This window comes from Methanocalculus sp. MC3 (assembly GCF_054767395.1).
Map to the genome: position 1 here is coordinate 349,549 of NZ_BAABMP010000002.1, position 15,178 is coordinate 364,726.

At 51.1% G+C, this 15,178-nt stretch carries 13 protein-coding genes and 1 tRNA gene; 6 read left to right on the forward strand and 8 right to left on the reverse strand.

Annotated elements, in window-relative coordinates:
* Positions 1-112: 112 nt before the first annotated feature.
* Positions 113-1,135, forward strand: a complete 1,023-nt coding sequence (locus tag ACYUBO_RS05415) for an AI-2E family transporter (RefSeq protein WP_460372937.1) — start codon at positions 113-115, stop codon at positions 1,133-1,135.
* A gap of 288 nt (positions 1,136-1,423) precedes the next feature.
* Positions 1,424-1,508, forward strand: a tRNA-Leu gene (locus ACYUBO_RS05420).
* Between the two features lie 524 nt (positions 1,509-2,032).
* Here the strand turns inward: ACYUBO_RS05420 and ACYUBO_RS05425 are convergent.
* The gene (locus tag ACYUBO_RS05425) at positions 2,033-2,260 is read right to left on the reverse strand and encodes a hypothetical protein (RefSeq protein WP_460372939.1); all 228 of its coding nucleotides are present in this window, start codon (positions 2,258-2,260) and stop codon (positions 2,033-2,035) included.
* Position 2,261: 1 nt separating this feature from the next.
* Between ACYUBO_RS05425 and ACYUBO_RS05430 the strand changes: the two genes are divergently transcribed.
* From ACYUBO_RS05430 to ACYUBO_RS05440, 3 genes are all read left to right on the forward strand, one after another.
* Entirely contained in the window at positions 2,262-6,038 is a 3,777-nt protein-coding gene (locus ACYUBO_RS05430) for a hypothetical protein (protein WP_460372941.1), read from the forward strand.
* A 181-nt stretch (positions 6,039-6,219) separates the two neighbouring features.
* Positions 6,220-6,372 (forward strand): hypothetical protein, encoded by a 153-nt coding sequence (locus ACYUBO_RS05435; protein ID WP_460372943.1) that lies wholly within the window; start codon positions 6,220-6,222, stop codon positions 6,370-6,372.
* A gap of 941 nt (positions 6,373-7,313) precedes the next feature.
* Positions 7,314-7,694 carry a DUF2080 family transposase-associated protein gene (locus ACYUBO_RS05440; protein ID WP_460372945.1) on the forward strand — a complete coding sequence of 127 codons (381 nt, stop codon included), beginning with the start codon at positions 7,314-7,316 and terminating at the stop codon, positions 7,692-7,694.
* A gap of 156 nt (positions 7,695-7,850) precedes the next feature.
* Here ACYUBO_RS05440 and ACYUBO_RS05445 read toward each other — a convergent pair whose 3' ends face one another.
* The 5 genes from ACYUBO_RS05445 to ACYUBO_RS05465 all read right to left on the reverse strand — a co-directional run bounded on the left by ACYUBO_RS05445 (position 7,851) and on the right by ACYUBO_RS05465 (position 11,355).
* Complete coding sequence (locus tag ACYUBO_RS05445) at positions 7,851-8,168, reverse strand: hypothetical protein (protein ID WP_460372947.1); 318 nt, start codon at positions 8,166-8,168, stop codon at positions 7,851-7,853.
* A complete protein-coding gene (locus ACYUBO_RS05450) occupies positions 8,165-8,728 on the reverse strand; it encodes an MT-A70 family methyltransferase (RefSeq protein WP_460372949.1) in 564 nt (187 codons plus the stop codon). The genes ACYUBO_RS05445 and ACYUBO_RS05450 overlap by 4 nt, the downstream gene beginning before the upstream one ends.
* Positions 8,725-10,611 (reverse strand): hypothetical protein, encoded by a 1,887-nt coding sequence (locus ACYUBO_RS05455; protein ID WP_460372951.1) that lies wholly within the window; start codon positions 10,609-10,611, stop codon positions 8,725-8,727. Before ACYUBO_RS05455 ends, ACYUBO_RS05450 begins: the two co-directional genes overlap by 4 nt.
* Positions 10,604-10,789, reverse strand: a complete 186-nt coding sequence (locus ACYUBO_RS05460; protein ID WP_460372952.1) for a hypothetical protein — start codon at positions 10,787-10,789, stop codon at positions 10,604-10,606. Before ACYUBO_RS05460 ends, ACYUBO_RS05455 begins: the two co-directional genes overlap by 8 nt.
* 401 nt (positions 10,790-11,190) lie before the next feature.
* Positions 11,191-11,355 carry a hypothetical protein gene (locus tag ACYUBO_RS05465; protein ID WP_460372954.1) on the reverse strand — a complete coding sequence of 55 codons (165 nt, stop codon included), beginning with the start codon at positions 11,353-11,355 and terminating at the stop codon, positions 11,191-11,193.
* A gap of 286 nt (positions 11,356-11,641) precedes the next feature.
* Between ACYUBO_RS05465 and ACYUBO_RS05470 the strand changes: the two genes are divergently transcribed.
* Positions 11,642-12,232, forward strand: a complete 591-nt coding sequence (locus tag ACYUBO_RS05470; protein ID WP_460372956.1) for a hypothetical protein — start codon at positions 11,642-11,644, stop codon at positions 12,230-12,232.
* Between the two features lie 5 nt (positions 12,233-12,237).
* On the opposite strand, the gene ACYUBO_RS05475 is transcribed toward ACYUBO_RS05470, so the two are convergent.
* A complete protein-coding gene (locus tag ACYUBO_RS05475) occupies positions 12,238-13,377 on the reverse strand; it encodes a site-specific integrase (protein WP_460372958.1) in 1,140 nt (379 codons plus the stop codon).
* Positions 13,378-13,543: 166 nt separating this feature from the next.
* Positions 13,544-15,127: a tetratricopeptide repeat protein gene (locus tag ACYUBO_RS05480; RefSeq protein ID WP_460372960.1), complete on the reverse strand. Its 1,584-nt coding sequence runs from the start codon at positions 15,125-15,127 to the stop codon at positions 13,544-13,546.
* Positions 15,128-15,178 lie beyond the last annotated feature (51 nt).

Below are 15,178 nucleotides of genomic sequence, written 5' to 3' on the forward strand. Positions count from 1 at the left end.
AATTGAAACGTTATATCAGCACCAAAATAGTAAAACCTTCTGATATTACCAATTGGGTTTTTCCGGTGTATCTGCCTATCTTATTACCTATTGAGGAGAATCACTTTGCTATATGATGGGTGGGAATTATCCTGACAGATATGTCATTATTACGGTATGCGCAATAATGATTGCCGCCGCCCTCGCCTTCTGGCAACTGATTGGCGTTATAATCCTTGCAGGTACTCTTGCTGTTGTTCTTCTTCCCATTCACCGGAAGTTCATCCGTGTGATAAATCCGGCTGTCTCTTCATTCCTTATCGCATCGCTTGTGCTTCTTGTGGTAACGTCCGCAATCGGTTTCACAATTACCATTTTGTATACGCACTCTGAATACATCTCTCTCATCATCAATACAATCCTTGTATGGGTCTCCTCACTTGCTGCAACAGGAACCCCCACAATCGGGCAGAGTGAGATGAGTGAGTGGATTATGCTCCAGCTTGACACGTTCTCCGAATGGACATCAGCCCTGATCTACCAGGCACCGATGATCCTTGTCAAGTGCGTGGTCTTTTTGATGGCCCTCATGGCATTCATTTACAAAGGGGATGAGATCTACACAGAGATCGTCGAGTCACTCCCCGGCCGCCTCTCCTCGGGAGTGAAGGAGATCTCAACAACAGCAGTTGGAACCCTCTATGCGATCTATGTCGTGCACGTGATCACGGCAGTCATCACATTTCTCCTCGCCATTCCATTCTTTTATTTCCTCGGATATGATTACGTCCTCTTTTATGCGACAATTGCAGGGTTGTTCCAGCTCATTCCGATCCTGGGGCCCTCACTCCTGATGATCTTCCTTGCAATCTATGCACTATCCATCGGGGATCTGAGGGGTGCGGCTCTTATAGCGTTAATAGGCTATCCGATCGTCTGTGCGGTCCCGGATCTCGTTTTCCGCCCTCTTATCATGGGAATGCGAGCCAAGCTCAGTCCTCTCCTGATGTGGATCGGCTTCTTCGGCGGCCTTGCAGTGATGGGACTGATCGGCTTTATCCTCGGACCACTCATCATCGCACTTGTAGTATCCGGGTATGTGATCCTGATCAGGGAGCTGAAGGCTGCAAAAGCAGAGGAGAATGCAGTATCGTAGCGAATACACCCGTTATCGCGTGATGGTGTGAAGAAGAAAGAGTCATAATGAGTGTTGGGGGATGAGTTGAAGAGGGTGATTCCTCTCCCTGCCGCCGGAGCGCCATACCATCATTTTGCTCACCTTTAAAAGAATTGCAGAATAATCGAGGCTTCTATTTTTATCTTTTGAAGGCAAATATGCATGGTGCAGATTCATTTGCATTATTTATTCTGAGCGAGGGTTGCCAAGCCAGGCCAAAGGCGCTGGGCTTAGGAATCTGCACGAAGTAAGGCACAAGGTAACGGGGCGTGAGTAGCCGAGCCTGGTCAAAGGCGCAGGATTTAGGGTCCTGTCTCGTAGGGGTTCGCAGGTTCAAATCCTGCCTCACGCATACTTTTATAAATTAGTTGATAGACTTTATGGCATGCCTAAGCGTTCCCTGCCCTGTCCCCGGTGTAAGGCCCCGATGCAGCGGATCTATGTCCGGGGTGTGATCGAGGGTAAGAGATCCTATCTGCCAGTGGGGTATCTTTGCCAGGATCCATCATGCAAGTTTGTATCAATGGATTAATCATATAAATCATTTGAGAATCGCAGACTTTATTGATAGGTTCATGACTGTTTTTAATCAAATCTTCCAAAAAGATCATGATCACGGTGCTTCGTCCTCCGATGGCAAACGGGGCTTAATCCTTCGAGGAAAACTATCATTCTGGGAACTATCAGAATCGGGGGTATGCTATGGCATGGGTAAACCCACTTTGTGAGCTGTAACCCCTCCCACAAGCCATACTGGAGTGTTTTAATTGATTCTGATCGATCACCGACCTGAAGGTTATCAGCTCCTGGTGATCGGCTTGTATTTGATGTTAATATTGGTGCAAAGTTTAATGAACTTGGTTAACCTTTGAGAGATCATGAAGACACAGATACAATACGAACAGCCGAGGAGGTCTTAATCATGTCAAGAGGCGGCAGCGGTACCGGCGGCAGCAGCACGATGTCAACCAGATCGACCAGACCGGGCCTGCCGAGCTTGGCCGGCGGCACCGGTACCGGCGGCAGCAGCACGATGTCAACCAGATCGACCAGACCGGGCCTGCCGAGCTTGGCCGGCGGCACCGGTACCGGCGGCAGCAGCACGATGTCAACACCCGCCCCATCAATGAAAGATGTCTATACCGGGGCGCACCTGCCCGGCACCGCCATCACAATTGAGGGCCACATATACCGGATAGATAGTGCTCCGGGTCAAGCTGCAATCGCCGCCGGTAATGTCTCCCATATCTTTGATTTCGACCGGGGCGGCTCATCGCTTGATGTCTACGTCACCCGGGCGGCAACCCGTGCTGCAGAAACACAGGCGGAAGTGCTGGCACAGGATATCCGGTTAGCCGAAGCCCGGATCGCCACTGCCGGCACAATTATCGAACGAAAAACAGCCGAAGCCGAACTGAAGATCCTCCAATCAGCCGTAGGCAAGAACTGGCAGGCGATAGATTCGGCCAGGAAATCCGCAGCAGAGGTTGAAACCGCCGTTAGAACAGCAGAGAAGGCAAGTATCGAATCCAAACTCACCGCGATCTTCGGTAGTGTCGGCGGCCAGCCGGCACCCTCTGTCATCTCTCCTCCGCCGGCTCCCCGGTCACAGGTCACCATGACCGATCCCGTCAAAGCCGCCACAGCCGGTATGATTACGGGTATGGGTAATCTACAGGCCACCTCAGCCCGTGCCCAGGCAGCCCAGTCACGGCATGATTATGATGCCTGGATGCAGACACAGCAATCCATCGACCAGACCCGATCACAGCTCTATACAGATGTCGGCCTCGATGCCCCGGCCCCGTCAACCTGGGACTGGTCTCCTCCACCCTCAGCAGCCCGACCGTTCACTGAAGCAGACTCGGCCGCCCTCCAACGCCAGATGGCTGCTCAACCGAGCGCTCCCGGTCACAGCTCGATGATGAGCTCCCCCCCAACCAAAGCACCCGAGCCAGAGATCGGATCGATCCTCTGGTCAGAGAAAACCGGCCAGGTCACATTAGGCACGCCCTCCGCAATGGCTCCGGGTCCCGACCGTGACATTCAAAGGGGCTGGGAACAGGATTTGCTTAATTTCAGGACAGCAGAATACCAGCTTGACCGGGAGATGCAGCGGATCGCCTCCGATCCCCTTACGTCATTCAGCACCCCGGCACCTTCCACCAAACACCAGGCACAGCACACAGGCCATCCCGCGATCGGCGTTGTCGCTCCCTCGATCGATGCGGGGCTTCACCGTGCACTCGAGGACGTTGATAAGACATACAGTCTGCTTATGCGTGAACGTGGTGGCGGCGGGTTGCAGGTGATACGGCATCAACCTGTGCCATATCGATCTGATATTCTCACCTGGGAGGGTGAGGTGAGATCCGGCGTCCGGGCTCATGAACAGATCACCGGATACCTTGATGCGGTGCATACTGCCAGGGTGAAAGGCGCCCCGCTGCCCGATATCCCGTATGGGTTTCACGATCGAGTGACTGTTGCCGGTTATGATGAGTCGGTCAGGACAGAGATGTTTGCCTGGTTATCCGGAGAAGACGGTGTCCCTGTGGAAGGAGCCAAACCCGTCAAGAGCCCTTCGGGATCGGAGCCGGTGCGGGTGGATCAGATGAGTATGCTTGACCGTGCCAGCTTTGAGCTGACAAGAGCACAGTCAACATATGATAAACAGTTTACTCAGAGGCTTGACCGTCTTGATGTGGGGGTATCAGACCATTCAGTATTGAGTTCGATTGATATTGCCATGAAAGCCGCAGCCATCCCGATAATGGGCCCTATGGCTATCCGGCAAGATTCGCATGTCGGGGTATCCGGGGGATTAGGTATCATTGAGGGGCCGGGCAGCCTGGCATTTATGACAGCAGGCCTGGTTATCGCATCGCCCCGGCTGGCTTCATCAGCCTGGGATATGGTTACAACCCGGCCAGCAGAGATCCCGGGTGCTGCTGCCAGTGGCGGGATCGCAATGGGTGAGCATATGCTGGCACAAGCCGCCACACCTCGCGGGTTAACCCGTCTTGGCACAGAGATGCAGCTGGGCGGGTTAGTTCTTGGGAAAGCCTGGGGAGTGGTTGCACAAAGCAAGTATGGTGCGTATCTCGGAGATGCAACACTTGGCCGAGTGAGAACGGCATACCATGCCATCCGGCACCCAGGTGAAGCCGGAGTTATCCGGGCAGCTGGTGCAACTGCCCGAGATGCTCATTTCATCCCGGCATCAACCACAGAACGGAGCCTGGCACTCGTCACCCGGACACCGGTAGATGATCTGGTAGCAAAACAGACCGCTCACATCATCGGGAAACACCAGGGAACCGTGTTTGGGAGTGTGACAGCTCACCAGAACATCCGGATACTTCGCCGGACAACAACCGCTGCTGATGTCCGGGGTCAGGTAGGCCGCCTGGCAAAAGACATTGATCTCCGGGTCACCAGTCCTGAGAAGTTTATTGATGATCTCTGGACGAATGTGTATAGCAAGTTACCGGGATACAAAAGGACACCGACCGCGATCGAGACAGCTGCCGGCCAGCATGTGTTTGATGTCAAAGACGCGGTCGGTCAGGGGATCCCTGGTGCTGCATCCGTAACCCCTCCATCTACTCCACCGGGCACAGGGTTCTTTACAACCATCGTCCGGAGAAGTGCAGCACCTGGCACACATGATATCATCAGGACCGGAGCATATGGGCAGGAGGCATACGCCTTCCAGCTGTCACAGAGGAAGGCTGCGGGCATGTATGAAATTCTACGAGGCCGTGCACATGCTGGCCGAGTGAAGGATGTCTATGATTTTGTCGAGGGGCACCGGATTCTTGCCGGTTCAATCCGGGAATCGGCATCACAGGCTGGCACGGTAAAGGGTGCTTTACTCACCCGGAAAGCTGGCCGCCTGGAAGCCAGGGGAGAATATCTGAAAGGTCACCCGGCCATCAAGCCGCATTATGATGCTGCTGCGATCGAGGTGGCAGCCGGGCAGGTCTCTGATGTTCAGCGGATCTCCCAGGTGCTGAAACTTCAGCCAGGACAAATCCCACAGACGATACCAGGCGGGGTTTCTGGTCCGGCACCGGTAAGGATCCGGGTATCATCATCCCCCCCGGCACCGAAACCGATCACAGGCCTGATAGTGGGGAGTATATCGCCTGCCATAAGCCGGAGCGTATCCCCGGCCATTCATTCACCATCTCCGGGATTGCCGTCATTCTCTCCGGTGAGATCACCATCTCCGAGAAGCAGCCCGGCACCGTCTCAGGGATTGCCGTCATTCTCTCCGGTGAGATCACCATCTCCAAAGATTCGGGTATCATCATCCCCCTCACCCTCACCTGACTTCTCCATATCTCCGAGACTGGTATCAACGATACATGGAGGCAGCCCATCCGGATCCCCGCCATCATCTCCACCGGGATCCCCGCCATCACCCCCGTCACTACCTCCATACATACCAACGTATAGCCCGCCGGGATCCCCGCCATCACCCCCGTCACTACCTCCATCTTCGCCACCATCTCCTCCGTGGGCTCCTCCATCTTCACCGCCACCCCCTCCCATCAAGCAGCGGACGGATCAGCGGGGTCGCCGTGATGCCAGGGATCTCTATATCGATTATGAGGATCTCATCTCACCAATAGCGCAGCTGGAGCGAGCTTATACCGATGTCCGGGATCCGAAGATAAAACCGGTCCGGGCTGTCCGTGACTTTGCCAGGCTGATCTTTGGAGATCAGGATCTTCTGCCCTCGACCAGGTCACCGGGTAAGCTGCCAGCGGTGAAAGTGAAGAAGCGGCAACCCGATCCCCTGTGGACCAGGAACCCGAACCAGATTGATCTTGCGGGGATGCTTTCAGGAAAACCGAAACGGAGGAGGAGATAATGGGCGGTGTTTGCAGCTATTGCGGGGCTGTCATCGAGGAAGGGAGAACCGCTTGCCATGCTTGCAGCATGTGTTTGCTTACCTGGAGGCATCATTTGGCATATGATGCGAGCGTGTCCCTCAGTGAAGAATTGGGGTATGCGGATCATTGGGACACACACATAATCATGGGTGATTAATCATGCCCCTAAGCATTCGGATTCCAGCGAAGATCAGGCAGCAGGCCGGGCTTGAAGTAGGAAAAGTGTATCGCCTTAATCAAGCACTCTTTTTAATTATTCAATCTGATCCATCCTGTCCGGTCGTCCGGGCAGCCTGGCGTGTGGGCAAGTGAGCAGGAAAGCTGATGTGGTGGGCGGTGGCCTGTCCGGGAGGATCCGGGAGACAGGACGGAGATCCTGGCAAGGTCTCCTGCCACACCACACATCTTATTGTAAAGATAATCTCTTTAACTTTGCCTCCTGTTAATGAAAAGTTATTTACTTACAGGGTGGAGATAGAACTCTATGAAGGTTGCACAGTTCAACGAGCAAACGGATCTTATCTGTCCTGGCTGTGGCTCATCGGATCTTGTGCCTGGAGGATCAAAGCTTTTAGAAGATGGTCGCAGGTTGAAGCGGTATCGCTGCCGGGCCTGTGGCCGGAAAACACAAAAGCCTCTTTTATCTCCGGAGAAAGCCGCGGCTGTGTCGAATCATATAATCGTTTATGATGTATCAGAACTGCCTCCGGCTTGTGCTTGTGGTTCTTCTGACCTGGTTGCCGAAGAGACATTCTTTGTCTGTTATCGGATTCTCAGGTATCGGTGCAAGACCTGCCGGACCGTAAGCCAGACAGGCAAATAACTCTTTTTTCCCTTTGTAAACACCTTTTGAAAATGTTTGAAAGAGACCCCAGGGGGCGGTGGAACTCGAAAAATGATCGCGGGATATATAACTCCCCCCTCTCTACCCATATAATTATTATTGAATTGTCGATAATATTCTTTATTTAAGATAAAATATTGGTGTATTTCTAATTAATAATTAACTGTTTAATAGGGGTTTCAATAGTTAGGTGCTGTGGATGATAGTTGATGCCCCTGTGCCCCTATTCAGTCGGCGGTGCTTCCCGTTGGCAAATTGTTTGCTCTTGGCACCGTGTATTGGCAGGGGGAAATTGTTACCTCTTGGCACTAACTATCAGGGATAGCCGATATATTTATTATAGTGTGGTGTGATATAAGCATATTATACGCACTATGGTTGTATGATATGCGTATAGGAGAAGAGAAGAATGGAAGAGAAGGTTAAGTTTGAGCTGATAGGGCAGGAGCTCATCAGGAAGGAAGTCAAGCGGTATGGCAGCGGGACGAGTGCAACCCTGTATCTGCCTGGTGATTGGGCCGGTCAGATGGTTGCCGTTATCCGGCTTGGTCCGGCAAGTGATAAGGAAGATACAGAGCTCCTGCCCTGGGGCCAGTGGGTGAGGGATCTGCCTGGTGAGGGTATGCGGGTTTGGCGGTGTCCGTATTGCCTGGAGGAGATACACTGTGAGGCATTCCCTGACGGGCCGTTTGAGTCTGACGAGCGTGTTCTTTGCGAGTGCGATCGATATTTCAAGATCGGGACGGGTGCCAGGTGGAAGCAGCAGATTGCTCTTGAAGAAGAAGAGTGAAAAATTAACCCTTAATTATCTTTTCTTTTTTGAATCGGGATGATATTATCCCTTGAAAAGTGGGTTTCTGGGAGAGGTCTTTTCTCTCAGGTGTTGAGGTGTGGGGTAGATGGGCCATCCCCCCAGAGAAGGAGAAATAAACCAATTTAAGCGATTTTAACCCCATACAGTGATATCTTTGACTGTGGGGTAGATGTATTTAGGGTTTTGTTGTGACTGGCGTGATAACCACATCAGGGCTTTGGCGGAGGCTCGATAGACGCGACGGCCTTTCAGCACAATTACGATCTCTCGGCTCTGAATTATTTTCAGACGGCGGTTTGGTGTCCCAACCTCGCAACCGGATACGAACCCTCCAGGAGGGATCTTGAACTTGTGTCTTTCATCTCCATGAACGAGCTCGAGCTCATCGGCCTGATCGGGGCTCTGCCTCTTGTGGAGATATATCCTGGGTTCTGGTTCTTGGGTGATCATGATTGATCACCCAACTGGATTTCATTACCGAAAGCATCCCACCCTGATCGCTGCAATCGTGCAAACAACTCGATCCTCGGTGAGAGTCCCTTTTCATCAAGACAGGGCTCTATCAACTTCCAGAACGTTTCTGGTTTTTCCGAGTGGCGGCGTGCCTTTTCAGTGAAAAGATTTCGCTCACTGGAACGGAAAGCAGGAACTTTCCCCCGGATACCGATCAGGCATGGCTCAATCTGGCCTCTATACCAGAAACCCATGCCATATCGGTCTTTATCCCAATAGAGAGCGGCTTTGTATTGATACCCCCATGCCTGGAGTAGTTCGATACCTTCAGGAAGAAGCGGAGAAGTCACCCACAGAATGAGAATACTATCTCTTGCCGAAATATCCCGGACGGGGATCGATTTTAGTTCTTCGATATCCAGATTTGGGTACTTGGTGGCTGCCCCAGACTGCATTGATCCCCCCGTCTTTTTGTTTCGGTATGACCAGGGGGGATCGGCTACAATGACCTGATATTGATTCCTAGGGATTTCATCAAATGAGATATAGGCAGTCATGATCGATCACCTTCCGGGTGGGGAGTTTGGGAGTTTGGGGAGTTTGCCGTCAGCCCATCTCTATCGCGTATACGATCACGTATATCATCTCTATTCTCGCGCGTAGTAGGGGCTGAAACAAACTCCCCTAACTCGTTAACTCCCCTATCTGATACTTCGGGTTCAAATCTCTTAACAACCCATTCTGTAGCCCGATGTGATATCCCTCCTCTTAAAAGCATTAAACCGGATGGATACCTCCGATCCACTTTTGCCTTGAAGGCGTTCCCCATCTTCCTCGAAAATGATTGGCGGGGATCTGCCCAGGCGTCAGCCAGGGGGTCCGGGAGTACATCAAGCAGGCTATATGATGCATCCTCTGCCTGATCAATAGTGGATTGTCTTTCTTTTCGACCATCCGCCTCCCCACGAATCCTCTTTTCAAGTGCTGATACTGTAAACGGATTCCCTTCTCCACCCCATAAAATCAGGGTTTCGAGGAACATCTCCCATTGTTTCAGCTCAACATCAGCCTCTTCATAGACCGCCCTGGCATTCTCTAAAAAGGAAGGAACCTCAGCAACCTGAAGAATCCCGCCAACAGTATGAAGCCACGCTTCAAACTTGGCAAGGGGTGGAAGATCGGGCTTTGGTCTTCCAGCTCCAATCCACGCCCTGACAAGCGTATGGATTGCAGCAATAATTTCTCCTCGTTTCTCCTGGCACCATCCTAAAAGATTGGGGTGTTTGAATCCTCCCCTCAGGAAAGGTAAAGCGGTTTGGGGGTCGATCCGTGACAGGAATATTCTTCGGGCCATATCCCCCCCTATCTGAAGGTTATTGCCGTTTACCATCAGGAAACCCCGGTTTTTAAGCCGTATCATCTCACTTTTACCCAATACCCTTCCCTCAAAAAATTCAGAAGTTACAAGGTTTGCAAGCACTCCGGAAGAGAATTTGCGATCAATGTTGTCGATGATATTGATTAGATTTCCACCCATCAACATCGATAATATGACTTTTTGAAATTCTTCCTTCGTTGTTGGCATATCCTGTTTTGCCGGGGTATCTCCAGCTGCGATCTGACCTACCACTTCCTGGAGAAGTGTTGCACCTGATCCCGCCTGAGGCTTATCACATACCCAGACAGGAACCAGGCCAGGAATGATTGGTCTGATAACGGCGGTTATCAGTGCTGCATATGCGTTTGCCCTGGATGATTGATCTACGAATGGAAAATCATAGAATATATCATCGAGAAGATCAACAGCCTCTTTTATGTCCTGGTCTGAAGGTTCTTCAGGAACGGGTTTTGAAACGAATCCCTCGCGCCCGACATAATATAACCAGGAAACCGGATCATAACCCTCTTCTTCCCATATTGACCCGTCCGGGTGAATGATTGGATAATCAACGATACCGGCGATTGGCGGGCACTTCCATAATGAGGGTGGGGCTGCCAGAACATCCTCCAAAACACTTTTCGGACATTGAGATGGATGATAATCAACCTCCTGGGTCTTCGGGTTGTATTTGGCCTCGTTATACCGAATGAGGCGTTCTAAAATGAAACGAAGGCTGGGAACATCTAAATTCCTTATCGTTGGTCGTTTCGTTTCATCAACAACAACCCTGCATAACTGCCCCGATCTTACAAAAACGAAAGGAGGTTCGTTCCTTTTATGAAGTGTATTGAGCGATTGTTTCGTCATTTCCTCGATATGAAGCCGATTTACAATGATTTTTGGATAGCGCTTGGGCTGCTTTGCCTTCCAATCATCGTATGCTGCATCCTCTTCCTTGGTGGTATTGACCGTGATCTCAAAAACTTCTGACTCTCCGGGCTTGCTGATGATCTTTGAGGATGTCAAATACTCCCCGACTTTTTCGGTAAAGTCACTCATCGGATCCACCCTCCTCCAACTCCTCCAGCGGGCAGCTTTCCGGGAACTTCTTTGAATCCGGGCATGGGCTCTCTCGCGCACCGGCGTATGATCGGTAATAACCACATCCATACTGCCCGTTTTCCTCCAGGCGGTAATGGCAATCGGCGGGGCTATCAATGAGCTCAAAGCGAGTCATTACACCTGACCCCCCCAGAGCGGCCGGAGCTTCCCCGGCTGTGGCCTGCCAGCATCATTGATGAAAAGACAGGGCAAAGTTAATATTAAAGAACACCTTATAAAAGACAAGGTTACTTTAGCCGGTGCCCGTCTGGTTGCGCCTTGAGGAGGGCGCTTCCATCCTTTCATTCTGAATCACCGCCTATTCTCCGGTATGGCATGAATTTGTAGAGGGGGCATGTCTTATTTTGACAATCAACGCCTCCATCTGCGTAAAATCCCGCGCAATCAAAGCATTTTGCCAGAATCCGCTCCCTCTGTGTGCAATACTGCCCTTTGAGGATTTTGATATATTCTGTGCGTCCTATCCTCCGGGGTCCCCTCTCAATTTCTCTGATAAGGCGGCGGCGGGCCGGATCTTCAGTCAGCTGCATCAGCTTTCACCCCCGGCTCTCGAAGTCTCCACTTCCCCTTTCCTACCAGGATATCTACTGTCATCTGATGCAGCGGTCCCAGGTGATCATAGATGTCACGGTCAATCGTGACAACCTGATCAGAAGTTCCTTTAACATCTGAGGCAGACATTTACTGCCCTCCTGGCGAGGGTGCCCGGTGCCCATCTATCGTTTGGTCGCGGCGGATGGGCCGGGGCTGATAGTATTCTTCTTTTTCAACATTCCAGTGCCTTGAAGTGCACTGGGGGCATGCAACAGGCCGTGGCACTCTGGGTGTCCAGTGATACCCGCATCTGTGGCAAACCACTACAGGGAACGCTATCACGTTTTCCATACTATACCTATATGTTAGATTGGGAGTATATGCTCCGAAAAACGTAACTCATTTATATATGAAAGTGTAACAGTATGTAAGAATGAAGCCGCCTGACCTTGATGAGATCCAAAAGCAAGAGAGGGACTTAATGAAGCCTGTGAGAAAGGCGCTTGAGGAAGGCATGACACACATGCAAAAGCGGGGTGGGAAGCAGGCCCGGCTTAAACTCATCCATCTATTAAAGAATAATTCCGATTGGAATGATATTATCCAAGGTCTTAACGAATTACGGAAAACCGATCCTTTCATTGAGGAGGCATTTAAACCGTTTGATAAGGCGATTGATGAAACAAACGAGATGATTCCCGAACGCACCGTGCTTGTAGGAACCGGTTTGGGGGGGAAGAAGCTTGGCATTATTCGGGGCTCTCCTGAAGAGTCCCCACCCCGGTCCGCGACATCATATATTATGAAAAACTATCCGGTTATTGAGAGTGCTAAACCCCCCAAAGAAATACTCAATAAAGCAGAAGATATCCAATCAAAACTTAAAAAGGAGTTAAAACAGAAAAAGAAAAGGTGTTATGAAAAAGTCTGTGTGGTATGTCATAAACCATTCTTGACAGATCGGGCTCATACAAAAACTTGTAGTGATGCATGTCGCATGAAAAAAAGCAGAATGGGGATATAGAATCTCTATCCCATAAGATCCTGCCTCACCTTCTCCTTCATTGCACCCAGAAGCGCCTGGTATTCGGGTGTCTCCTCTACCTTTGCCTGTGTCGTTTCAACAAGAGCAATGGCTTCTTCTGATAGCATCATCCCGCAAGCCATACAGAACCGTGCTCCTGGTGCGTTCACATATTTACATCCCGATCGAGGACACTTGACCGGGTCCATCGGGCTCTTCTGGATCTCGTCCTCCTGGAGGAGGCCTGCCAGCTGAAGCTCCTTCGTCTCCAGGTCACGGCCTGACAGGTGCACATAAACCCGGCTCATCCCGGATCCCGGCTGCCATCCAAAGCGAAGGTTCATCTCTGCCTCTGTCAGAACCGAAGCCTTCTCAGTTGCTCTCCCATGCCTGAAGCCGTGTGGGTGCACCCGCTTTGATACCCCTGCCTTCTTCTGAAGATGTTTGAGGATGCCATGAATACGCCTGGTAGATAGCCGCCTCCGCTCTGCTGATCTCAGTTCGATGAAGAGCGGGGCATGTGGATCGCTTGCGCATGGATGCATATTGATCCAGAGTTGCAGATCGGGCACTGCATCAATGAGCCTGGCACGCCTCCGGCCGGTCTTGCCATCGAGGATACAGACTCCTCCATATCGGTCAAATTCAACCCGGCCAACATCGAGATCGATCAGCTCACCCAGGCGGCAACCCGTATCCCACATCAGGGCCACTAGTGCCCGGTCTCTCTGGTTATCACATGCCTCAAGCAGCCTGGCTATGTCTCCGGGGCTGAGGACTTCATCAACCGGAAGGGTTGTCTTTGGCCGCTTCAGGTTCAACCCGGAAAACATATCCTGGTATTCATCGGGTTTCAGCCATTTGTAGAACCGCTCATACTCAGTAAAGTCATTCCATACGGTGCGTGGTGTCTGGTGCTCTCTCCGGTGAAGATAGAAGGTCTCTATATCCTCCCTGGTCAATGTGGATATATCCCGGTATTCGAAGAACTTGATCAGAGTGACGAGTCTCCATAGCTTTGTGGCTATGGTCTGGTCTTTCAACCCGGTGAGTCGTTGAGTCCTGGCAAAGCGGGTGATAAGATCCCGGTTCACCGGATCAGCCTTGCTGATGATCGGTTCAAAGTCTATGGTCGCGGCTTGCATACACTATGCTTAGCGGTGAATATGATAAGCCTTGTGCCATAGTTGGAAGGTAGCTTAGGACCCAGTCCCGTAGGGGTTCGCCGGTTCGAATCCGGTCCCTCGCATTTTGCCTTTTATAAGTGTTAATATTCCCTGAAAAACGTTTAATTGCACTCCTTATCCACTCTCACAAATACTGCTTCTGCGGCCGCTGGCTGATGAAACTCTGGAGCAAAGCCTCTTCCCTCTTCACTGCCTCTTCAAGAAGGCCAAGCCGGGACTGCTCTCTTTCCACGATCGTCCTCTGTGAGTTGACTCTTTGCTGGAGGCTCTGTGCATACTGGTATTCTGTATGGGTCAGCTGTCTGCCGACATAGGTATTCAGCTCATCCACTAGCGTATTGTAATAATCGACCTCTCGTTTCCATGTAGTGTATGCATTGAGGTAGTCTGCCTGAGTGTTCCGCAATCGTTCAACCTGGTCGTTATGACGGGTCATCAGGTCAAGATAGTCCTTGAATTCACGAGGATTATCGAAGAAGAATCCCTGGTAATAATTCCGATTATTCCCACGTGTCACGGTGAAGCCGCCTGTTGTCTCAAGGGCAAGCCAGGTGCCGGGAGCGATCTCAGCCATAACCCATGCATGATTATATTGTGTCGGAGAGGCAGCTGCATCATCAATATTTCCAACAGCAATCACTGCATTGATCCCCCGTGTCTCTATCATATTCCAGACACCAATCGACATGTCTGTACAGACAAAGAAGTCGATCTCGCTGTAGGTATGGCTTTTGTAGTATTCCTGCACAATTGCCCCTACGATCCAGGTATTCTTCTCTTCCTCCGATATGGTTGCTCCGGGATAGTCCGGGTCGATTGTGAGCACCCTGTTGTATGCCGAAATCGCATCATCGAAACGTCCGTTTTTACGAAGAGCGCTCCCATACTGATACCATATGTCGGCATCATCGGGATTGATGGAGATTGCTGTTTCAAATGAGGAGATCGCTTCAGCTACACGTCCGGTCTCTTCATACATCACTCCCCTTTTAAACCAGATTTCAGCATCTGTCGGGTCAATTGCGAGTGCTTTTTGAAACGATTGAATCGCCTCGTCGTATCTTCCGTTATTTGCCTGGATGATACCACGTGATTTCCAGATACCCGGATTCCCCGGCTCTATTGCAAGAGCGTTATCAAAACTGGCAATTGCATCATCATACCTTTTGAGGTGTGAATAAGCAAACCCGCGGTTAACCCAGGCATCGGTGTAGGCCGGATCGATTGCAAGTGCCGCATCATATGAATCAATCGCATCCCCGAATCTTCCAAGGGCAATAAGTGCCTGACCCCGGTTATTCCATGCTTTAGTATGCAGAGGATCGAGTGTGAGAGCTTCCCTGAATGAATCCAATGCATCATCTGTTCTCCCAAGGTCAAGAAGGATCACTCCACGGATAAACCAGGCATCTCCATTCTCAGGATCAATGGCAAGAGCACGATTATAGGAAACAAGTGCTTCATCAGGATCGCCGAGTTCACGATAGGCATCACCCCGGTTCATCCAGGCGGGTATGTACCCGGGATTGATCTCAAGTGCCTGATCAAATGCATCAATGGCTTCATAATAGAGCCCTGCCTCTGCAAGTGTAACACCCTGGCTGGTTAACTCCCGGGCCTGATCAACACATCCCGCTGAAAGCGAAAATGCGAGAAGGAGAATGATGACTGGAACGAGTGCAAGCCCTAATGTGTTACCCCGATCCATGACAGTCACCTGTATGTATCATTTATACTGCTATTGCAGATAATTATGGTT